Source organism: Paenibacillus algorifonticola, assembly GCF_050481745.1.
Taxonomy (GTDB): Bacteria; Bacillota; Bacilli; order Paenibacillales; family Paenibacillaceae; genus Pristimantibacillus; species Pristimantibacillus algorifonticola_A.
Genome location: NZ_JBCNGR010000055.1, coordinates 1 through 21755, shown reverse-complemented (window position 1 = coordinate 21755; position 21755 = coordinate 1). Strand labels below are relative to the sequence as shown.

The 21755-nt window shown below is 50.8% G+C and carries 17 protein-coding genes; all 17 read left to right on the top strand.

From position 1 onward, the window contains the following. Positions 1-10: 10 nt before the first annotated feature. The 17 genes from rsmH to sigG all read left to right on the top strand — a co-directional run bounded on the left by rsmH (position 11) and on the right by sigG (position 21715). Positions 11-961, top strand: a complete 951-nt coding sequence (rsmH, locus tag ABEW34_RS30215) for a 16S rRNA (cytosine(1402)-N(4))-methyltransferase RsmH (protein ID WP_430165054.1) — start codon at positions 11-13, stop codon at positions 959-961. 20 nt (positions 962-981) lie between these two features. Further along, on the top strand, positions 982-1383 hold the full coding sequence (ftsL2, locus tag ABEW34_RS30210; RefSeq protein WP_430165051.1) for a cell division protein FtsL: 402 nt from the start codon (positions 982-984) through the stop codon (positions 1381-1383). A gap of 129 nt (positions 1384-1512) precedes the next feature. Continuing rightward, positions 1513-3666: a penicillin-binding transpeptidase domain-containing protein gene (locus ABEW34_RS30205; RefSeq protein WP_430165048.1), complete on the top strand. Its 2154-nt coding sequence runs from the start codon at positions 1513-1515 to the stop codon at positions 3664-3666. 148 nt (positions 3667-3814) lie between these two features. Beyond that, positions 3815-5758, top strand: coding sequence for a stage V sporulation protein D (locus tag ABEW34_RS30200; RefSeq protein ID WP_430165045.1), 1944 nt, complete (start codon positions 3815-3817; stop codon positions 5756-5758). Between the two features lie 99 nt (positions 5759-5857). Then, positions 5858-7348, top strand: a complete 1491-nt coding sequence (locus ABEW34_RS30195) for a UDP-N-acetylmuramoyl-L-alanyl-D-glutamate--2,6-diaminopimelate ligase (RefSeq protein WP_430165042.1) — start codon at positions 5858-5860, stop codon at positions 7346-7348. Continuing rightward, positions 7345-8811 carry a UDP-N-acetylmuramoyl-tripeptide--D-alanyl-D-alanine ligase gene (locus ABEW34_RS30190; protein WP_430165039.1) on the top strand — a complete coding sequence of 489 codons (1467 nt, stop codon included), beginning with the start codon at positions 7345-7347 and terminating at the stop codon, positions 8809-8811. The genes ABEW34_RS30195 and ABEW34_RS30190 overlap by 4 nt, the downstream gene beginning before the upstream one ends. 4 nt (positions 8812-8815) lie before the next feature. Continuing rightward, a complete protein-coding gene (mraY, locus tag ABEW34_RS30185; RefSeq protein ID WP_430165037.1) occupies positions 8816-9778 on the top strand; it encodes a phospho-N-acetylmuramoyl-pentapeptide-transferase in 963 nt (320 codons plus the stop codon). 320 nt (positions 9779-10098) lie between these two features. Further along, positions 10099-11544 (top strand): UDP-N-acetylmuramoyl-L-alanine--D-glutamate ligase, encoded by a 1446-nt coding sequence (murD, locus tag ABEW34_RS30180; protein ID WP_430165034.1) that lies wholly within the window; start codon positions 10099-10101, stop codon positions 11542-11544. Positions 11545-11588: 44 nt separating this feature from the next. Next, positions 11589-12686 carry a stage V sporulation protein E gene (spoVE, locus tag ABEW34_RS30175; protein WP_430165031.1) on the top strand — a complete coding sequence of 366 codons (1098 nt, stop codon included), beginning with the start codon at positions 11589-11591 and terminating at the stop codon, positions 12684-12686. Positions 12687-12856: 170 nt separating this feature from the next. After that, positions 12857-13762: a UDP-N-acetylmuramate dehydrogenase gene (murB, locus tag ABEW34_RS30170; RefSeq protein WP_430165029.1), complete on the top strand. Its 906-nt coding sequence runs from the start codon at positions 12857-12859 to the stop codon at positions 13760-13762. Between the two features lie 15 nt (positions 13763-13777). Beyond that, complete coding sequence (gene murA, locus ABEW34_RS30165; RefSeq protein WP_430165026.1) at positions 13778-15055, top strand: UDP-N-acetylglucosamine 1-carboxyvinyltransferase; 1278 nt, start codon at positions 13778-13780, stop codon at positions 15053-15055. 84 nt (positions 15056-15139) lie between these two features. Further along, positions 15140-15889 carry a cell division protein FtsQ/DivIB gene (locus ABEW34_RS30160; protein ID WP_430165023.1) on the top strand — a complete coding sequence of 250 codons (750 nt, stop codon included), beginning with the start codon at positions 15140-15142 and terminating at the stop codon, positions 15887-15889. A gap of 553 nt (positions 15890-16442) precedes the next feature. Then, positions 16443-17690, top strand: a complete 1248-nt coding sequence (gene ftsA / locus ABEW34_RS30155; protein WP_430165020.1) for a cell division protein FtsA — start codon at positions 16443-16445, stop codon at positions 17688-17690. A 16-nt stretch (positions 17691-17706) separates the two neighbouring features. Continuing rightward, complete coding sequence (gene ftsZ, locus ABEW34_RS30150) at positions 17707-18840, top strand: cell division protein FtsZ (RefSeq protein ID WP_056041621.1); 1134 nt, start codon at positions 17707-17709, stop codon at positions 18838-18840. A gap of 257 nt (positions 18841-19097) precedes the next feature. Then, positions 19098-20102, top strand: a complete 1005-nt coding sequence (spoIIGA, locus tag ABEW34_RS30145; RefSeq protein ID WP_237163261.1) for a sigma-E processing peptidase SpoIIGA — start codon at positions 19098-19100, stop codon at positions 20100-20102. Positions 20103-20107: 5 nt separating this feature from the next. After that, positions 20108-20830, top strand: a complete 723-nt coding sequence (gene sigE / locus ABEW34_RS30140) for an RNA polymerase sporulation sigma factor SigE (protein ID WP_046230421.1) — start codon at positions 20108-20110, stop codon at positions 20828-20830. 102 nt (positions 20831-20932) lie between these two features. Next, on the top strand, positions 20933-21715 hold the full coding sequence (sigG, locus tag ABEW34_RS30135) for an RNA polymerase sporulation sigma factor SigG (protein WP_056041617.1): 783 nt from the start codon (positions 20933-20935) through the stop codon (positions 21713-21715). Positions 21716-21755 lie beyond the last annotated feature (40 nt).

The following is a 21755-nucleotide window of genomic DNA, read 5'->3' as shown; positions in this document are numbered from 1 at the left end:
GGGCAATTGCGTGTTTCAGCATGTAACAGTACTTATGGAGGAAGCGGTTGACGGCCTGGCCATTAAGCCGGACGGCATTTACGTCGATTGCACGCTCGGCGGGGCGGGACACAGTGAACGCATTGCGTCGAGTTTGGGCGAGGGAGGACGGTTAATCGCTTTTGATCAGGATGATATTGCGCTGAACCACGCAAAGATCAGGCTTGCACCGTATTTGGATAAAGTAACACTTGTAAAAAGCAATTTCCGTTATTTGGAACAAATGCTGCTCACTTGCGATGTGCCAGTTGTGGACGGCGTACCTCAGGTAGATGGCATCCTGTTTGACCTTGGTGTATCAAGTCCTCAGCTTGATGAGGCAGAGCGCGGCTTTAGCTATAATCATGACGCGCCGCTTGATATGCGGATGGATCAAGGAGGAGCAATGACCGCTCATGAAATTGTCAACACCTGGGATGAACGTGAAATATCGCGGATTCTGTCCCATTATGGCGAGGAGAAGTTTGCCAGATCCATCGCCAGGACGATTATCAAGACGAGGGACAGCAAGCCGATCGAGACAACAGGAGAGCTTGTGGAGCTCGTCAAGCTGTCCATTCCTGCGGCCGCAAGACGCACAGGCGGGCATCCTGCAAAGCGTACGTTCCAGGCGCTGCGAATTGCCGTTAATGATGAGCTGCGCGCGGAGGAAGAAGCTTTGGAGCAGGCGATTCGCTGCCTGAATCCGGGCGGCCGGGCGGCCGTCATTACGTTTCATTCCCTGGAGGATCGAATCTGCAAGCAACTTTTTGCGAGCCTTTTAGAAAAATGCACTTGTCCGCCGGATTTCCCTAAATGTGTGTGCGGCGGCACAGGAAAGCTTCGGTTAGTGAACCGCAAGCCCATTGTTCCGAGTGAGCAGGAGCTGGAGACTAATCCACGCGCTCGTTCAGCCAAGCTGCGAATCGCAGAAAAATTGTGAGATCTTAAGGAGGTTCTGGAGTGGCCTATACGAATGGGAATTTGGCTCTGCAGCCTAAGAAAAAACCGGAGCAGAAGCCAGCAATTAAGCAAAACAAACGGGTGGTCGTAAAAAGAAAAACGATAACGATGCAGGAAAAGCTGTTGTACTTGTTTACTGTAATTGCATGCGTGCTTGTTGCAGGCGTTATTATTTTCAGGTATGCCGAAATTTATAAAATGAGCGTAGAGATAAAACATGTGACCAGTGAATATGAAGCGGTGAACGTGGAGCTGAAAGAGCTGAAGAAGCAGGTCGAAATGCTGAGCGACCCAGAGTTTATTCGGAAAATGGCGGAAAGCCAGGGGATGGTCAACAATTATCAGCCAGGCATAACCGTAAATACAGGCAAAGAGGAATCGGCTACTGCAAAGGGTGAGTAGGGAGGACGTATGGTAAAACGAATCAGGATGCGTACATTGTTTTTTGGAGGGGTAATTACCCTCCTTTTTCTTATTCTAATTGGTAGAATTTTCTGGGTGCAAGTAGTTGATAGAGACACTTGGTATAACATGGCAAAACAACGCTGGGCGGATACAGAAACTTTAGTCGCGAACAGGGGGACCATTACGGATCGCAATGGCAATGTGCTGGCAATGGATGCACTTGCCTATAATGTAGCAGTCAATCCGAAGCAGATTGATAGTTTGGGCATTGCCGATGAGGTTGTAGAAGGGCTGAATGCGATTTTGAATAAGCCGCAGGATGAGCTGCGCAAAATTGTAACTGCGCAAAACGATAAAGGCGAATTTTACGGGCAGCGCGAAATTCGTGATGGCGGCTGGAATATCGACAAATCGGTGGCTGATAAAATCAAGGAGCTGCGGGATGAGCTAAAGAAAGAAAACAAAGTAAATGACGTTGGCATTTATTTATATGATGATCAAAAGCGCTATTATCCTCGCAATGCAATGGCATCTCAACTGATAGGCTACGTGGACAAGGATGGTAAAGCGCTCGCGGGCATTGAATCCTTTTTCAATGACAAGCTCGCGGGCACGAATGGTGAGATCAAGTATGAGAAAGATGGCAAGCGTGTTCAACTCGCGGAAGGCGACGTTGTTTACGAGCCAGTCGTAGACGGGCAGGATATTACACTAACACTGGATAACGAAATTCAGCATTATGTAGAGGAAGCTATTAAGGAAGTGGCGAATAAATATCAGCCCAAAAGCATAACGGCCATTGCGGCTGACCCTAATACGATGGAAATTCTCGCCATGGCGAATTATCCGACCTTCAATCCGAATACGTATTGGGATACGAACTTTGAAAATGCATACAACCATGCCATTAAATCCTTGTACGAGCCGGGTTCAACATTTAAAATTGTAACGCTGGCGGCTGCGGTGGAAGAAGGGCTGTTCGAACCGAATGCGACCTTTCAATCCGGCAGCATTAATGTGCCAGGTAGTCCCGTTCGTGATTCCAATCGAATAGGCTGGGGGAAAATCTCTTATTTGGATGGTCTGAAGCATTCCAGTAACGTCGCTTTCGTTAAACTAGGCTGGCAAATGCTCGGTGGCGAGAAGCTGGTTGATTACATCAATCGTTTTGGCTTTGGGCAGCCGACGGGCATTCAACTGGGCAATGAATCAAAGGGTGTTATCAATATTAATTTGAGCATTCCCAGTGATATTGCACGGGCATCGTTCGGACAGGGGCCCGTATCCGTGACACCGATTCAACAAATTGCTGCAGTAGCTGCAGTAGCAAACGGCGGTAATTTAATGCAGCCGCAAATTATTAAAGAAATTTACAATCCGAACACGAATACGACCGAGAAGTTTGAGCCGAAAGTTGTGCGCAAGGTGATTTCCGAGAATACGTCGAAAAAGGTCGGTGAATATTTGGAGCAGGTTGTATCCGACCAAGTAAACGGAACCGGAAAAAATGCCTACATTGAGGGGTACCGTGTAGCAGGCAAGACCGGTACGGCACAAAAAATTATTAATGGGAAATATTCCAAAAATAAATATGTCGTTTCATTTATCGGCTACGCGCCTGTTGAAAATCCGAAGGTCGTCGTCTATATTGTCGTCGATGAGCCGAACGATCCGCTCGCGGGCGGGGGCAAGGTTGCCGCTCCGGCCTTCAAGGAGATTGTTTACAAAACACTGCGCCATATGGGCGTAATGCCGGATAACGCGGCAGTGGAACCGACAGCCGATAAAAAGTCGCCAACCGTTCAACTGCCGGATGTCACCGAAAAGAATTTGTCTCAAGCGCAAGAGGAGCTTAAAGCGCGCAATGTAATGTTTGAGGTTGTCGGCACCGGGACGACTGTAGTCAAGCAGGTTCCGGCAGCAGGGGAAAATATTGCGGGGGCCCAGCGTGTTTATCTCATCACCGAGCAGCAGGACAAGCTGACCATTCCCGACATGACAGGGCTGTCGCTGCGTGATGCGCTGGAGGTTGCTTCACTGATGAATGTGCAGCTTCTAGCAGAGGGGGAAGGCTTCATTATTTCTCAGAAGGAAGAGAAGCAGGGAGACAAGCGGGTTTTGCGCGTACAGCTATCGCCGCCAACTGGCGCAGAGGGTGCTATCACGGCAGAGGAAGCATTGGCAAATGCACAGAACGAGGCTGGCACTGAAGAAGAGGCTGCCTCAGACAGCTCCATGCAGGATGATGTAGAGGATACAGGAGAAATTCAGGAGCAATAGCATATTTGACATGGACTGGAACGGACTGGCAAGAGTAGGATTACGGACTTGCCAGGGGCTTGTTCTATCTCCTCCGCCGCATGAATAGGCTGGGAATGAGCGTCAGTGTACGCTCTGCCTTAAGCAAAGGGCGGAGGAGGAGCAAGCGATGAAAGTATCAAATGTGACGGTGCGCCGTCGATTGTTTATGGTGCTTATTTTTGGGGTAATTGCATTTGCCGCTTTAGGTGCGCGGCTAGGGTATGTCCAGCTTTGGAAGGGCAGCGAGCTGGCGGCCAAGGCGGAAAATTCATGGCGCAGGGATATTCCCTATATGGCGAAGCGGGGAGAAATTTGGGACCGCAATGGCGTTAAGCTGGCTTACAACGTAACCTCGCCTACCATTTGGGCGATTCCTGCACAAATTAAAGACAAGCGGGCGACGGCTGATGCGCTCGCGCCGCTGCTCGATATGACGGCAGATGAGCTTTATGGCAAAATCAATACGAAGAAATCAATGCTCGTCCAGCTTCGTCCCGGCGGCCGCAAAATGACGCTGGAGAAGGCGCAGCAGGTGCGGGAGCTCTCGCTTCCTGGCATTGTAGCTGCCGAAGACAATAAACGCTTTTATCCCTTTGGCAGCTTGGCGGCACATGTCCTAGGCTTTACAGGTATAGACAACCAAGGGCTGACGGGAGTGGAAGCGAAGTATAATGACGAGCTTAGCGGCATTCAAGGGAATGTCTCTTTTCTGTCGGATGCGCGCGGCAGGCAGATGCCGAATTCCTCGGATACGTATGTGGAGCCGAAGGAAGGGCTGACGATGCAGCTGACGATCGACAAGCAGATTCAAGCCATCATGGAGCGAGAACTGGATCAAGCGATGGCGCAGCACCAGCCCGATCAGATTATGGCGATTGCGATGAATCCGAAAAACGGCGAAATATTAGGGATGGCGAGCCGCCCGACCTATGAGCCGGATAAGTACAAGGAAGTCGCGTCCGAAGTGTATAATCGGAATTTGCCGATTTGGATGACCTATGAGCCGGGTTCTACGTTTAAAATTATTACGCTCGCGGCAGCTATTGAAGAAAAGAAGGTCAACCTGAACAATGAGCGTTTCTATGATCCGGGCGCAATTGAAGTTGGAGGCGCAAGGCTTCGCTGCTGGAAGAAGGGCGGCCATGGCAGCCAGACTTTTCTGGAAGTTGTCGAGAACTCCTGCAACCCGGGCTTTGTGACGCTTGGGCAGCGGCTGGGCAAAGATAAGCTGTTCGAATATATTAAAAATTTTGGCTTTGGCACAAAAACGGGCATTGATATTGGCGGCGAGGAAAACGGCATTATGTTTAAGCTGAGCAGGGTTGGGCCGGTGGAGCTGGCGACGACCGCTTTCGGTCAAGGGGTGTCGGTTACGCCTATTCAACAAATTACCGCTGTCTCGGCTGCTATTAATGGCGGTACGCTGTACAAGCCGCATGTGGTGAAGAGCTGGATTAATCCGGATACCGGGGAGACGGTGGAAACCGTGGAGCCGGAGGCGGTGCGAACGGTCATTTCTGAGGTAACGTCGAAGGCGGTTCGGGAGGCGCTGGAAAGTGTCGTAGCGAAAGGAACCGGACGAAATGCGTTTATTGATGGCTACCGCGTTGGCGGCAAGACTGGTACGGCGCAAAAGGTCGTGAACGGCAAATATTCGCCAAACGAGCATATCGTTTCCTTTATCGGCTTTGCCCCGGCGGATGATCCGGAAATCGTTATCTATGTAGCGGTCGATAATCCGCAAGGCATACAATTCGGGGGGCTTGTTGCGGCGCCGATCGTACGCAATATGATGGAGGACGCATTGACGGTACTGCAGGTGCCGCAAAGGGAGAAGCAGATTGGCAAAGTGTATAAATACGGCGAGACGCCAATCGTCGCTGTCCCTAATCTGATTGGCAAGACGGTGTCTGATATTTATGAGGACTTGAACATGAACTTCAACCTCACCTCGGCAGGGACGGGGCAGACGGTTATTCGCCAGGCGCCTGCTGCCGGCACGCGGGTAGATCGCGGTTCTACGATTCGCATCTATTTAGGCGATGAGGATGATATATCTCATACGCATTGACTATACTGGTAGACATAATAAATAATAATGAAGGACATCATGCTCGGTTTGGCAGCAAGGCTTCAGGTTTGCCGAGTAATGGGAGGAGAAGATAAGCGTATGAAATTAAGCGAATTGGCAAGCCGGTTAATCACTTCCAAGCTAATTGGCAGCGGTGATATAGAGATTACAGCTATTGAGACGGATTCCCGCGCAGCACAGATGGGCAGCTTGTTTATTTGTTTGCCTGGCCATACAGTGGATGGGCATGATTTTGCTCCACAAGCGGCGGAGCGCGGGGCGTCTGCCTTTGTAGTCGAGCGCGAGCTGCCGCATATTGCGGCTCCGCAGCTCGTTGTAGGCAGCAGCCGCCATGTGATGGCGGTGCTTGCGGACTATTTTTACAAGCAGCCGAGCAGCTCCTTGCATTTGATTGGGGTTACCGGCACGAATGGAAAGACGACGACGACGTATTTAATTGAGCAAATTTTGAATGATCAGCATAAGCCGGCAGGCGTTATCGGTACAGTGGAGCGGCGTTATGCGGGAAAAACCGAGCCGATGTCGGGCACGACTCCAGAAGCGCTGCAGCTTCAGCGTTATTTGGCGGAAATGCGTGATGCTGGTACGCAATATTGTGCGCTGGAAGTGTCCTCCCATGCGCTGGAGCAGGGCCGGGTGAAGGGCTGCCGTTTCCGCACGGCGATTTTCACGAACCTGACGCAGGATCATCTGGATTATCATGGCACGATGGAGCGTTATGCTGAAGCGAAGGGGCTTTTCTTCTCCCGGCTCGGCAATGTGTATGCAAGGGATGAGGCGGAGCGCTCCTATGCGGTGCTCAATGCGGATGATCCAGCCTCGGAAATGTTTGCAAAAATGACAGCCGCTGATACAATTTTGTATGGAATTGATCATGACGCGGATGTCCGTGCCTCTAATATTCAAATTACGGCGCAAGGCACGTCTTTCCATGTCGACACCTTCGCGGGCAGCGCAAACATTACGCTCAAGATGGTCGGCAAGTTTAATGTGTATAATGCGCTTGCGGCCATGAGCGCGGCGTTAATTGAAGGCATAGCGCTTGAGCAAATCAAGGCGAGCCTGGAAAAAATGGCCGGTGTGCCGGGGCGCGTGGAATCGGTAAGCGTTGGGCAAAACTTTGCCGTTATCGTTGATTATGCTCATACGCCGGATGGGCTTGACAACGTGCTGGGCGCGGTTAAGGAGCTCGCACCGCCACGCATCATTTGCGTATTTGGCTGCGGCGGCGACCGCGACCGGACGAAGCGTCCGATTATGGGAGCCATTGCTGCCAAATACAGCGATTATACGATTATTACCTCGGATAATCCGCGTACGGAGGACCCTGAGCTCATTTTGCGAGACGTTGAGGCTGGGCTTTTGAAGGATGGTGTGGACAAGAGCCGCTACGAGCTGCTCGTTGATCGTCATGCCGCTATTGAAAAAGCGGTTGAAATGGCAAGCCCTGGCGATGTAGTATTGATTGCGGGGAAAGGTCATGAAACCTATCAAATTATCGGGGGCATTACGCATCCGTTTGATGACCGACTAGTTGCGAAAGAAGCGATAAGGGGATTATTACATTGATTAGACGTACGCTGGAACAAATAGGCGGCATGTGCAAGGCGGAATGGAATCCGGCTGCTTCCGCTGTTGCCATCACTGGTGCAGGAACTGATTCTCGTAAAATTGCAGCGGGGCAGCTGTTCGTGCCGCTGGTGGGAGATAAATTCGACGGGCATGACTACGTGGCCCAGGCGCTTAAGGATGGAGCTGCCGCTGCGCTGTGGCAGCGCGGCCATGCTGTTCCGCCGGAGCTTGCGGACGCTCCTCTGCTTCAGGTCGATGATACGCTTGCAGCGCTTCAAGCGCTTGCGAGTGCCTATCGCACCGAGCTTGAAGGGCTGCGCGTTGTGGGCATTACGGGCAGCAATGGTAAAACGACGACGAAGGATATGGTTGCCGCGGTACTCGGCACCTCGCTTCGCGTGCACAAAACGGCAGGCAACCTGAACAATCATATCGGGCTGCCGCTGATGGTGCTGGAGCTGGATGATCAGACGGAGGTAGCTGTTCTGGAGATGGGCATGAGCGGCTTTGGCGAAATTGAGCTGCTGACGCAAATTGCGCGGCCAGATGTCGCCATCATTACGAATATTGGCGATGCGCATATGCTTCAATTGGGCTCGCGCGAAGGCATCGCGAAAGCGAAGCTGGAAATTGTTTCCGGCTTGCAGCCCGGCGGCCTGCTGCTGTATAACGGTGATGAGCCGCTGCTCGCCTCCGGTCTTGGCCACACTACGCTTCCAGCTGGTGCAAGATTGGAAGCTTTTGGCCTGATGGACGGAAACCGGTGGACAGCTGCGAATATGATTATAGACGCGGTATCGGCAGCCTTCGAGCTGAAAGACGGAAGTGCCAGCCTGCAAGCCAATGCAGCGGTGCCAGAATCGGATGTTTCAGCCGAAACAGCTGAAGGGGAAAGCTATGCGATTCCTGTGCCGGGCAAGCATAATGTCAGCAATGCGCTGGCAGCTATAGCCATTGGTCATCATTTTGGCATCACTGGGGAGCGGATTCGCCAGGGATTGTCCAGCCTGCAGCTGACAGGCATGCGGATTCAGCCGGTGAAGGCTTTTAATGGCGCGATGATTTTGAATGATGCGTATAACGCGAATCCGACTGCGGTAAGGGCGGCCATCGATTTGCTGGAGAGCGTAAGCGGCTTCCGCAAAAAATGGATCGTGCTTGGCGACATGCTTGAGCTAGGACCCGATGAGGAGCAGCTTCACTATGAGACGGGCGTATTTATTACGCCAGCGAAAGCGGATGCGGTGCTAACTTGCGGACAGCTGTCGCGTCACACGTCGCTTGGCGTGAAGAGCAGCTTTGGCGCTGCGGCTGATGCAGCGGATATTATTCATTTTGAAGAGAAGGAAAAGCTGGCAGAGTGGCTCAAAGCGCAGCTGCAGCCTGCGGATATTGTGCTGGTTAAAGGCTCGCGCGGTATGCGTATGGAACAGATTGTCCAAGCTTTAGAGGTGGGGTGAGAGCATGGACATGATGATTATTTTATTCACACTAGGCGTTTCTTTTTTGCTCGCGGCTCTACTTGGGCCTATTTGTATTCCCTTGCTGAAACGAATGAAGTTTGGCCAGCAAATTCGTACAGACGGACCGCAAAGCCATTTGAAAAAAAGCGGCACGCCAACGATGGGCGGCATCATTATTATGCTGGCGCTGCTCATAGCCTTTTTGAATTTTGCCGATAAGACGGCGGATTTCTGGGTGCTGCTTACCGCCTCGCTAGGCTTCGGCCTCGTAGGGTTTCTCGACGATTACATCAAAATCGTCTTCAAGCGCTCGCTCGGCCTAACCGCGCGCCAGAAGCTGTTCGGACAGCTGCTGTTCTCGGTTATCGTCTGCGCTTTGCTGTACCAGATGCATCATAGTACAGAAATCAACGTTCCCGGCACGTCCTGGAGCTTCGATATGGGCTGGTTTTATTATCCGTTTGTCGTCATTATTTTGTTCGCTGCCAGCAATTCGGTTAATTTCACCGATGGGCTGGACGGACTGCTCGCTGGTACAAGCGCGATTGCCTTTGGCGCCTTTACCATTGTGGCGCTGCAGGTGTCGGCTTATGGCTCTGCCATTTTCTCGGCCGCGATGATTGGAGCCGTGCTCGGCTTTCTGATCTACAACGCCTATCCAGCCAAAGTATTTATGGGGGATACCGGCTCGCTGGGCATCGGCGGGGGCATTGCGGCGGTAGCGATTTTGACGAAAATGGAGCTGCTGCTCATTTTGATCGGCGGTATTTTCGTACTCGAAATGCTGTCGGTCATTTTGCAGGTCGGTTCCTTTAAGCTGCGCGGCAAGCGGATTTTCAAAATGAGCCCGATTCATCATCATTTTGAATTGTCCGGCTGGTCCGAGTGGAGGGTTGTTTCCACGTTTTGGGCGGTTGGCCTCGTGTTTGCGGTGCTGTCGCTGCTGTTGATACGCGTATTTTAAATTCACTTCACACGAGCAAAAACGACTTCGTCGTCCTTCTAGGACGAGCGAAGAGCTTTGCCTTAGAATTCTAAGCGGATATAAGGATTAAACTTTTACATTCTTGGAATTCAAGGCGAAACGGCTTTCGCCGTCCTTTGGCGGCAAAGCAGCCGTTTCGCGTAGAAACATAGAGAAAGGATAGAAAAATCATATCCTTTCCTATATTTTTCAAAAAAATAGGGATAGCAGCTGGCGCTTCTTGCAACGCCGAGATTCCAACTTGCGAATCACGGCCTTGCGGGGCTCATGCTGCTGGCCTTTACAAGGAGCTGTCATTTATGGATCATCCGGCATCATACCGGGGCCGCCGCGTTGTGGTGCTTGGCCTGGCGAGAAGCGGGGTTAGCGTCGCGAAGGTGTTTCATTCTTATGGGGCGGAGGTAATAGTAAACGATAAGAAAGAGCAAGACCAATGTCCCGAAGCGGATGAGCTAATCGCTTTGGGCATTTCTGTGCTTTGCGGTTCTCATCCAGACGACCTCATTACAGCTGATACAGCACTGCTCGTGAAAAATCCGGGCATCCCTTATTCTACTCCGCCCATTAGGCAAGCCGCAGCAGCAGGCGTTGAAATTGTGACCGAGGTGGAAGTGGCGTATTGGCTTTCGCCGGCACCGATTATTGGCATTACAGGCTCGAATGGCAAAACGACAACGACCACCTGGATCGGCGAGCTGCTTGAGGCTGCAGGCAAAAACCCTATCGTGGCCGGCAACATTGGCCGTCCATTATGCGAAGCAGCAGTTGAGGCGACAGAGGACAACTGGCTTGTCGCCGAGCTGAGCAGCTTTCAGCTTAAAGGGACATCGGGCTTTCGTCCCCGCGTCGCCCTGCTGCTCAATGTAGTAGAGACGCATCTGGATTATCATGGCGGCATGGAAGATTACATACATTCGAAGGCAAAGCTGTTTGCCAATCAGACAGCAGAGGATACGGCTGTGCTGAACTGGGATGATCCGGTTTGCCGGCAGCTCGCTGAAAGTCTGAATGCTACTATTTTTCCCTTCTCGCTTTATGAAAAGCTAAGCTTTGGGGTGGCGATTGAGCCTCCATTCGTGAAGACAGCTGCAAACACTTCGCTGGGTGAAAATGAAGCTGCTGACGTGCGCCATATCGTATGGCACAAGCAGGATGGAACGCAAACGAAGCTGCTTGAAGTGGGCGAGCTGGGCATCCCAGGGCGCCACAATGCGGCAAATGCGCTTGCGGCCATTGCGGCATGTCTAGCAGCCGGAGCATTGCCAGAGCAGCTTACCGAGACGCTGCGGAGCTTTAAAGGTGTAGAACACAGGCTGGAGTATGTAGGCGAAGTAAAAGGGGTCAAATATTACAACGATTCCAAGGCTACGAATCCGACAGCGACGACGATGTCCGCTCACTCATTGACTGCGCCAATCGTGCTGATTGCAGGCGGCCTTGATCGCGGCTCTGATTACATGGAGCTGCTGCCGCTGTTCCGTGACAGGCTCAAGGGGCTTGTGGCGCTCGGCGAGACACGCGGCAAGCTGGGCCATGTTGCGGAGCTGGCAGGTTTAGCAGGCGTTCGATTGGTCGAACCTGAAGAGAGCGCCGAAGCGACCTTGCGCGAAGCGGTGCGGCAAGCAGCCGCGCTAGCAGCGCCGGGCGACATCGTATTGCTGTCGCCGGCCTGTGCCAGCTGGGATATGTTTACATCCTATGAGCAGCGCGGGAGCATTTTTAAAGATTCGGCGCATACCTTGTAAGTAGGGGGCTTGTCCCTACTTTTACATGCAAAGAGGTGTACGCTATGGCCAAAGCCAGGTCTGCCCCGGACGTATGGATGATCGTCTCCATTGCGCTCATTCTGGCTATCGGAATCATTATGGTATACAGCGCGAGCGCAGTGCTCGCTTTTCATGAATTCGGAGACCGCTATTATTACGTCAAGCGCCAGCTGCTGTTTGCCGGTCTCGGCATTGGCGCACTCATCTTCACCATGAATATGAATTATCTCGTTTGGCGCAAATGGGCAAAAATCGCCTTGATCATTTGCTTCGTTCTGCTTGTCATCGTACTGATCCCCGGCGTAGGCGTCGTGCGCGGCGGAGCGCGAAGCTGGCTCGGCATCAGCTCGTTCGGCATCCAGCCTTCCGAATTCATGAAGCTGGCGATGGTTTTATTTTTGGCAAAATGGCTTTCCGAGAAGCAGCAGACGATTACACTGTTCGTGAAGGGGCTGCTGCCCCCGCTTGGGATGGCGCTGCTCGCCTTCGGGCTTATTATGCTGCAGCCGGATCTAGGTTCCGGCGCGGTCATGGTCGCGGCCTCGCTGCTTTTGATCTTTACGGCAGGCGCACAGCTCAAGCATTTGGGACTGCTCGCGCTTGCAGGCGCCGCGGGGCTAGTCGGCCTTATTCTGGCCGCTCCCTACCGGCTGCAGCGCATCTCGGGCTTCCTTGATCCATGGGCGGATCCGCTTGGCTCAGGCTATCAAATTATTCAATCGCTATATGCAATTGGCCCAGGAGGGCTAGTCGGGCTTGGCCTTGGCATGAGCAGGCAGAAGTTCAGCTATTTGCCGGAGCCGCAAACGGACTTTATTTTCTCCATCGTTGCAGAGGAGCTTGGCTTTATCGGAGGGTCGGCACTTATTGTGCTGTTTATGATTGTGGTTTGGCGCGGCATTCGAACGGCGATTTACGCGCCTGATACGTTCGGCAGCTTGCTCGCAGTTGGAATCACGAGCATTATCGGCGTTCAGGTGCTTATCAACATCGGTGTTGTTATCGGCATGATGCCTGTAACGGGCATTACGCTGCCGCTTGTCAGCTATGGCGGTTCATCGCTTACGCTTCTGCTCACATCGCTGGGCATTTTACTTAATATTTCACGTTATTCAAGGTGAAGGAACAACTAGGCTAGCGAAGCTTGCTCTGCACAATAAGCGGGCTTTGAAGTGGGCGCTATAGGCATTTGTAACACTAACCGGGCATGAGGCATACGATACTCTTATAAATCGTGACCATCGCCGAGTGAGCCTGTTCTTCACCTTGAAGCAGAAGGAGGTTAGACAGCATGGAACATATAGCTGAGCTGTTGAATAATGCAAAAATTGGTAAAGTTTTCGTTAATGAACGGCTGGAAAATCATACTACTTGGAAAATAGGCGGTCCTGCCGATATTCTTATTATACCGGATGGACAGGAGCAAATAATGTCGGCTGTCCGGCTGCTTCATGAAAACAGCATACCGTGGACCCATTTGGGGCGCGGCTCCAATATGCTGGTGAGCGACAAGGGCATTCGCGGCGTTGTCATTAAGCCGCGGGGCGGACTGGATTATGTGCGCTTCGACGGGAACACCGTTCATGCCGGAGCGGCTTATTCCTTCATTAAACTGTCTGTGATGTCCAGTAAGGAAGGACTGACGGGCTTGGAATTTGCCGGGGGCATTCCGGGAACCGTAGGCGGGGCCGTCTATATGAATGCCGGTGCGCATGGATCGGATGTGTCGCGTATTTTCAAATCAGCTGAGATTGTGCTGGAAAATGGTGAATTGGTAACCTACGGACCCGAGGATATGCAATTTTCTTATCGACACTCCGTGCTCCATGAGCGCAAAGGGCTCGTGCTTTCAGCGACCTTCGAGCTTACGCCAGGAGACCGTCAGGAAATAGCTGCAACGCTGGCCTCTTACAAGGAAAGGCGGCTGCGTACCCAGCCGCTGCAGCTGGCATGTGCGGGCAGTGTTTTCCGCAATCCGCCAGGCGATTATGCTGCCAGATTGATCGAGGAGGCGGGGCTTAAAGGCTTCCGTATAGGTGCGGCCGAAGTGTCTGGGCTGCATGCCAATTTTATCGTCAACACCGGGCAAGCGACAGCTGAAGAAGTGCTTACCCTCATGGCTCATATTCAAGGCGTCATTGTGGATCGATATGGGATCAGCTTGGTGCCGGAAGTGCTGGTGGTGGGTGAGCGGTAATTCGGAGGTGAGACATTGGACAAATTGGTGATTGAAGGCGGGAAACCACTCTCAGGAACCATGGTTATCCAAGGAGCGAAAAATGCCGCTTTGCCAATATTGGCAGCCAGCTTGTTGGCCGAAGGCGAAACGACGCTGGAACATGTGCCGAAGCTGCTGGATATCGACGTCATGCTCAGCATACTGCGGGAACTCGGATGCCATGCGGAGCATGAGGGCGATACGGTACAGCTGAATACGGAAAGCATGCACCTTACCCATGTGCCGGAAAAGTTAATGGGGCAGATGCGCTCGTCCATCTTTCTAATGGGGCCGCTTCTTGCGAGATTTGGTGAAGTACAGGTGTATCAGCCTGGCGGCTGCGCAATTGGGCAGCGCAAAATTGATTTGCATCTGGAGGGACTTCGGGCGCTCGGGGCCGATATTGAAGAAGCGGGCAATCGCATGATTTGCCGGGCAGACCGTCTCAAAGGAGCCGATATCCATCTAAGCTTCCCTAGCGTCGGAGCGACGGAAAATATGATGATGGCCGCGGTGCTTGCTGAAGGGCGAACGATGATTACGAATGCTGCTCGCGAGCCGGAAATTCAAGATTTGCAGCGGTTTCTGAATGCGATGGGCGCCGAGATGATCGGGGCGGGTACGGATACGATTACGATCAATGGCGTGAAGTCGCTTTCTCCCTGTACGTACAAGGTCATTCCTGATCGAATTGTAACCGGCACCTTAATGGTTGCCGCGGCTGCGACGCGCGGTCAAATTACTCTTCTGAATACATGCCCCTCCCACTTGTCTTCCTTAATACACGTGCTTCGCAGGTCAGGTATTCAAATCACTACCCACGATGATATAATAAAAGTCAGTTGTGCATCCCGCCCCAAGGCCATTGAACGAATTGTTACTTCTCCATACCCTGCTTTTCCAACCGACCTGCAATCTCAAGTGATGGTGCTGCTAGCGCTTGCAGACGGAACGAGCATTATGAAGGAGACGATTTTCGAAGGCAGGCTGAGGCATGTTGACGAACTATCACGAATGGGTGCGGATATACGGGTTGATATGAATGCGGCTTTTATCCGTGGGGTTCCGCGTCTTTATGGAGCGACGGTGGAAGCAACGGATTTGCGGGCAGGAGCAGCGCTTGTTATTGCAGGCCTCGCTGCGCAAGGAAAGACGGTAGTGGAGCAAATACATCATATTGATCGGGGCTATGATCGCATTGAAACAATGTTAAGCAAACTGGGAGCAAGAATTTCTCGCAATTCTCCTGTTCCTCATGTTCCTAATAACTAGTGTATGCGAACAAGCGCCTGAATAGAAACTCCCGGCTCCTGCTATTTGGGATCCGGATGTTTTTGGGGAAAGAAGGGACAAGTTATGAGCGCGCCGATGCCAGTGCTTAAAAAACCGGTTGGCAAACGAAAAGGCAATCGCAAGCTGCTTAGCGTGCTTGTGCTGCTTTTTATCATTTTGCTGTCCGTGCTATTTTTTAATTCTTCTATTAGTAAAATTTCGGAGATTCATATTGAGGGCACTGCCTATACGACGACTGCAGAAATTGGACAAGCTGCTGCCATATCGGTGGGTGACGCTTTTTTTGGCACAACGTCAGCAACGATCGAGCAAGCGGTTAAAGCGATTCCTACCATTAACAACGTTACCGTGGACAAAGCTTTCCCTGGGAAGGTAACGATTACGGTGGAGGAATATCCAGTAGTTGCCTTTGAACTATTCAGTGACGGCAAGTTGACAGCATTGCTTGCGAACGGATCAGAGCTTCCAGCAGCTAATGAGGAGCTATTGGTCAATAAGCCTGTATTGTCTGGCTGGAAGCAGGGAGATGAATATCGCGTAGAGCTTGCGGAGCAGCTTGGCAAAATTCCGGCGAAGCAGCTGTCTGATTTATCTGAAATTATGCCATATCCATCGAAGGCGTATCCTGACCGCATCAAAATTTACACGCGCACGAAATTTGAGGTAGTAACGGCTATTTCACTGCTGAGCGAGAAAATCGAAACGATGAATGCGGTCATTGAAACACAGGAGCCTGGAAAAATCACCCTGCTGCTCGCCGATACGTATGATTCTTTTATTAAGACAGATCCAGAAAATGAAGAGGACAGTTGAAAAACAGACTACTCATTTTAAGAAAACAGTGATAAAATTTTAGAGGTGGACTTTTAAAAAGAAAGCAAAACGACGTGCATGGCGCTTAAACACCATATGAGTATTTTTTAAAATATAGGAAAGGATATGATTTTCCCATCCTTTCTCTATATTTCTATGCGAAACGGTAGCTTTGCCGACAAAGGACGGCGACAGCCGTTTCACCTTGAAATATAAGAATTTATAAGTTTTACACTATAAATACGCTTATATTTCTCGGACTGAAACGCGCCGCGCCACCAAAGGACGGCGACAGCCGTTTCACCTTGAAATATAAGAATTTATAAGTTTTACATTATAAATACGCTTATATTTCTCGGACTGAAACGCGCCGCGCCACCAAAGGACGGCGACAGCCGTTTCACCTTGATGAAATTAAAATTCATATAGAGTTAGAAAAATAGTGCCTAAAAAAGAGGGATACTATTAACTGCGTTGAATATGTAAAAAGGCGTTTTGTGATTAAACTGATACAAGCTGTATAATTTATAAGTTGAAACGGAGGTGCCGCGGGTTGAGCAGCAACGACATCATCGTCAGTTTAGACATCGGTACATCCAAAGTTCGTGCTATTATTGGTGAAGTAAATAACGGAGCCATTAATATTATTGGAGTTGGATCTGCCGACTCAGAGGGTATTCGCAAAGGAGCTATTGTAGATATCGACCAGACCGTTCAGTCTATTCGTAATGCAATTGAGCATGCGGAACGAATGGTAGGTATTCAAATATCAGACGTCTATGTAGGAATTCAAGGCAACCATATTGCTTTGCAAACCAATCATGGCGTCGTTGCCGTATCCAATGAGGACCGTGAAATTGGCGAGGAAGATATTGAAAGAGTTGTGCAGGCTGCGAAAGTAGTAGCTTTGCCGCCTGAACGCGAGATTATTAATTTAGTGCCGAAGCAATATTTGGTAGACGGACTGGAAGGCATATCCGATCCTCGGGGGATGATCGGCGTGCGTCTGGAAGTGGAAGCCACCATTGTAACAGGTGCTAAGACAGCGATACATAATTTGATGCGCTGTGTGGAGAAAGCAGGACTCCGCATTTCCGGCGTCATCTTGATGTCATTGGCATCCGGCGTCATATCGCTGACGAAAGACGAGAAAATGATGGGTACTGTACTAGCGGATATCGGCGCAGGCTCCTGCACGATTACGATTTTCGAGCAGGGCGGACTTGCGGCGACTTCTACGCTTCCTATCGGCGGAGAATACGTAACGAACGATATCGCTTACGGCTTGCGTACCCAAAGTGATCAAGCGGAGAAAATCAAGCTGAAATACGGCTGCTCCTACATTGGCGATGCTGCGGAAGATGTGAAGTTCAAAGTTCTCCGTATGGGAAGCAATGTTGAGAAGGAATTTTCTCAAGTCGATTTGGCGAGCATTATCGAGCCTCGAATGCAGGAAATTTTCAGCCTGATCAAGCAAGAGGTTCGTCGTCTTGGTTATCATGACAAGGTCAGCAGCTATGTCCTGACTGGAGGAGCAGTGACAATGCCGGGCACATTGGCGCTTGCTCAAGCAGAGCTTGAATCCACCGTGCGCGTGGCACTTCCGGATTATATCGGCGTGCGCGACCCCGCTTACAGCAGCGGTGTGGGAATGATTCAATACGTATCGAAATATATGGGAGTGCGCGGAACGACCAGCACAGTGAAAAAAGCCGCAAGCAGCCGCAAAACGGGTTCCACCGCTTCATCCAAACCCGGTATGTTCGAACGGATAAAAAATATGTTTAACGAATTTATTTGATCGGGGGAAATTGATGATGTTGGAATTCGACATGGAATTGGAGCAGCTCGCTCAAATAAAAGTAATCGGCGTCGGCGGCGGCGGCAGCAATGCGGTTAACCGAATGATTGAAAATGGGGTAAAAGGTGTTGACTTCATTACAGTCAACACGGATGCTCAGGCGCTGCATTTGGCGAAATCCGAGCACAAGCTGCAAATCGGCGATAAGCTGACACGCGGACTTGGCGCGGGCGCTAACCCGGAAGTGGGGAAGAAAGCGGCTGAGGAATCCCGTGATCTGGCACTCAACCAATTGAAAGGCTCGGACATGGTATTCGTTACTGCAGGTATGGGTGGCGGCACAGGGACAGGTGCTGCGCCTGTTATTGCAGAAATTGCAAGAGAATGCGGAGCGCTGACAGTAGGCGTTGTAACCCGTCCATTCACCTTCGAAGGCCGCAAGCGTGCCGCACAAGCGGAAATGGGCATAGAAGCGCTTAAAGAGAAAGTAGATACGCTGATCGTTATCCCAAATGACCGTCTACTCGAGATTGTCGACAAGAAGACGCCTATGCTGGAAGCGTTCCGTGAAGCGGATAATGTGCTTCGTCAAGCGGTGCAAGGTATTTCTGATTTGATCCAAGTGCCTGGTCTGATCAACCTTGACTTCGCAGACGTTAAGACGATTATGACAGAGCGCGGTTCTGCACTGATGGGAATCGGCGAAGCCAGCGGTGAGAACCGCGCAGCAGAAGCGGCGAAAAAAGCAATTATGAGCCCGCTGTTGGAAACGTCCATTGATGGCGCGCGTGGTGTTATTATGAACATTACAGGTGGCAGCAACCTGAGCTTGTATGAAGTTAATGAAGCGGCTGAAATTGTTATTTCCGCCTCCGATCCGGAAGTGAATATGATTTTTGGTGCCATCATTGACGATAATTTGAAAGATGAAATCAAAGTTACCGTCATTGCGACTGGCTTTGAACACAAGGGCGCTCCAGCTGCTAGACGCTCGCCGCAGCAGCAAGGAGAATCAGAGACTCGCCAGCCGGCAAGTCCGACCTCCACGCCTGCTTCGACATCGTCTGTCAAGCCTTTTGGCGCAAGCACCTCGAGCGATCAGCTTGAGATTCCAGCCTTTTTGCGCAACCGTCCACGCAGCGATCGCTAGATGGCCGTTTATCCATTTCAAGAAAGTCCGCTTTTCCCCATATTATTTTGGGGGAGCGGGCTTTTTTTGCGTTTCCTATTCCTATCAGGAGCGAGGCGAAAACACTTTTGCCGCTGTCAAACGACCGCTTGTCCTGCCGTTTTTTATTTGCTTGCTCGACAAAAAAAGATGGCTCACCCCGTCATGATTAGACAGACTTTGAAATAGGATTTTAATATACTAGTCTCAATCGTTCTCACCGGCGCTATGAAGCAAGCTTGGCGGACGGAATTCGCGGGAAGGTGACGATTGTGGCTGTATATGTCGATGTCATGTTTGTGCGGGAGCTGCTGGTCGACGGCGGGCTGCTGCTGACGACAGCATGGGCGAGGAACATTCGTGCCAAGCCATGGCGGGTGCTCGCCGCTGCAAGTGTAGGAGCCAGCTACGTCGTGCTTATGCTGTTTCCGATGCTGTCCGTCCTGTTTACCTTAGTAGTCAAGCTGGGCATCTCGATGCTGATGCTGTGGATTGCTTTTGGTTATGGGTCGATTCAGCATTTTCTTCGCACGACGGCAGCCTTTTATGCCGTTAATTTTGTGGCGGCAGGAGCGATCATCGGCATTTATTATTTGCTGATGCAGGGCTCGGGAGAAGTTTGGAGGACGATTGCCTTTGTCGATGGAAGCATGCATGTTGAACTGAAAATGAGCCTTATTTATTTATTTGCAGCGTTTTGTATCGGGCTGTATATATACCGCACCGTGTTGACGCAGCGTCGTGAAAGGGAGTTGGTGCAAACTCATCTTGCCGATGTAAGTATTCATATTGAAAATCAGGAATTTCGCTGCATCGGATTGATTGATACGGGCAATCAGCTCTATGATCCGCTGTCACGAACTCCGGTAATGGTCGTTGAAGCCGCTCTTTGGCAAAATGAATTGCCACCTTCATGGCTGCAAAGCATTCGCGAGGCCGAGGTGGATCGTCTGGTAGCAGGCATGGGTGAAGAAGTGTTTATTTGGCAGCATCGATTGCGCCTCATTCCTTATCGCGGCGTCAACCGCGGCTCGCAATTTATGCTGGCGCTAAAGCCGGATTTTGTCCGAATTGAGCGAGATGGCTGCAGTTATGTAGCGAAAAAAGTGTTGATTGGGCTCGATGGCGGCAAGCTGACAGCAGACAGCTCGTATCAGGCGATCATTCATCCGGCACTTGTGCAGACCCCGCAAGCGGATGTGAAACAGGAGACTGAAAAAACTACGATTATCGGGGAGGGATAGGCCGGATGCTCGTCAAGTGGAAATTGGTTCTGCAGTTATATTATTATCGGACTTTATTTTTATTCGGACTAAAAAGCGAAGAGATTTATTATATTGGTGGAAGCGAGGCGCTGCCGCCTCCCTTGACTCGGGAAGAAGAAGAATATTTGCTGGGCAAGCTGCCTTCTGGCGATACGGCTATCCGGGCGATGCTCATTGAGCGCAACCTGCGGCTTGTCGTATACATTGCCCGCAAATTCGAAAATACAGGCATTCATATTGAGGATTTAGTGTCGATTGGCGCCATTGGCTTAATTAAAGCGGTCAACACCTTTGATCCTGAGAAAAAAATCAAGCTGGCCACCTATGCATCGCGCTGCATCGAAAATGAAATTCTCATGTATTTGCGCCGCAACAATAAAACGCGCACCGAGGTCTCTTTTGACGAGCCGCTGAATATTGATTGGGATGGCAATGAGCTGCTGCTGTCGGATGTGCTCGGAACGGAAAACGACACGATTTACCGTAACATTGAAGAGCAGGTCGATCGCAAGCTGCTGCATAAGGCGCTCGACAAGCTGACGGAGCGTGAACGCATCATTATGGAGCTGCGATTCGGGCTGGCGGACGGGGAAGAGAAAACACAGAAGGACGTTGCCGATCTGCTCGGTATCTCTCAATCTTACATTTCGCGTTTGGAAAAACGCATAATTAAGCGGCTGCGCAAGGAGTTCAACAAAATGGTATAAAAGGGCAATCCATAGACTTGCAAAGCGGAGGGCAAAGCAGGAATATTTCGGGCGTCCGAGGAGATAATGAACATTAATGTTTCTCCTTGGGAGGTAATCACGTTGGCACGAAATAAAGTCGAGATCTGTGGAGTGGATACCGCAAAACTGCCTGTCCTGACAAATGTTGAAATGCGGGAGCTGTTCACCGCTTTGCAAACCCGCAATGAGTGGGCAGCCAGAGAGAAATTGGTTAATGGCAACTTGAGGCTTGTGCTCAGTGTCATTCAACGGTTTAACAATAGGGGAGAGTTTGTAGACGACTTATTCCAGGTCGGCTGCATTGGACTTATGAAGGCGATAGATAATTTTGATCTTGGCCAGAACGTCAAATTTTCCACCTATGCTGTCCCGATGATTATCGGTGAAATCCGCCGTTATTTGCGTGACAATAACCCGATTAGAGTATCTCGTAGCTTGCGGGATATCGCTTATAAAGCGCTGCAAGCCAGAGACAGCTTGACGAATCAAAATTCGCGCGAGCCGACGATTTTTGAAATTTCCGAAATGCTGAATGTTCCAAAGGAAGATGTTGTGTTCGCGCTTGATGCGATTCAGGACCCGGTATCATTGTTTGAACCGATCTACCATGATGGCGGCGATCCGATTTATGTCATGGATCAAATTAGCGACGACAAAAACAAAGACGTGTCGTGGATCGAGGAAATCGCGCTCCGCGAAGCGATGCATAAACTGAATAATCGGGAAAAAATGATTTTGTCGATGCGGTTTTTCGAAGGCAAGACGCAAATGGAGGTCGCCGATGAAATCGGCATCTCGCAGGCTCAAGTATCACGCCTGGAAAAGTCGGCGATCCAGCAAATGCAAAAGTATGTCAAGACGTAGACGCTCGAGACAAAGATGACGGGGCTGTCCAATAAGTCCC

Coding starts and splice junctions, on each gene's coding strand:
- ABEW34_RS30205 (WP_430165048.1), top strand. CDS start 1,513: ATGGCAAAACAACGCTGGGCGGATACAGAAACTTTAGTCGCGAACAGG.
- ABEW34_RS30200 (WP_430165045.1), top strand. CDS start 3,815: ATGAAAGTATCAAATGTGACGGTGCGCCGTCGATTGTTTATGGTGCTT.
- ABEW34_RS30195 (WP_430165042.1), top strand. CDS start 5,858: ATGAAATTAAGCGAATTGGCAAGCCGGTTAATCACTTCCAAGCTAATT.
- mraY (WP_430165037.1), top strand. CDS start 8,816: ATGGACATGATGATTATTTTATTCACACTAGGCGTTTCTTTTTTGCTC.
- murD (WP_430165034.1), top strand. CDS start 10,099: ATGGATCATCCGGCATCATACCGGGGCCGCCGCGTTGTGGTGCTTGGC.
- spoVE (WP_430165031.1), top strand. CDS start 11,589: ATGGCCAAAGCCAGGTCTGCCCCGGACGTATGGATGATCGTCTCCATT.
- murB (WP_430165029.1), top strand. CDS start 12,857: ATGGAACATATAGCTGAGCTGTTGAATAATGCAAAAATTGGTAAAGTT.
- ABEW34_RS30160 (WP_430165023.1), top strand. CDS start 15,140: ATGAGCGCGCCGATGCCAGTGCTTAAAAAACCGGTTGGCAAACGAAAA.
- ftsZ (WP_056041621.1), top strand. CDS start 17,707: ATGTTGGAATTCGACATGGAATTGGAGCAGCTCGCTCAAATAAAAGTA.
- sigE (WP_046230421.1), top strand. CDS start 20,108: ATGCTCGTCAAGTGGAAATTGGTTCTGCAGTTATATTATTATCGGACT.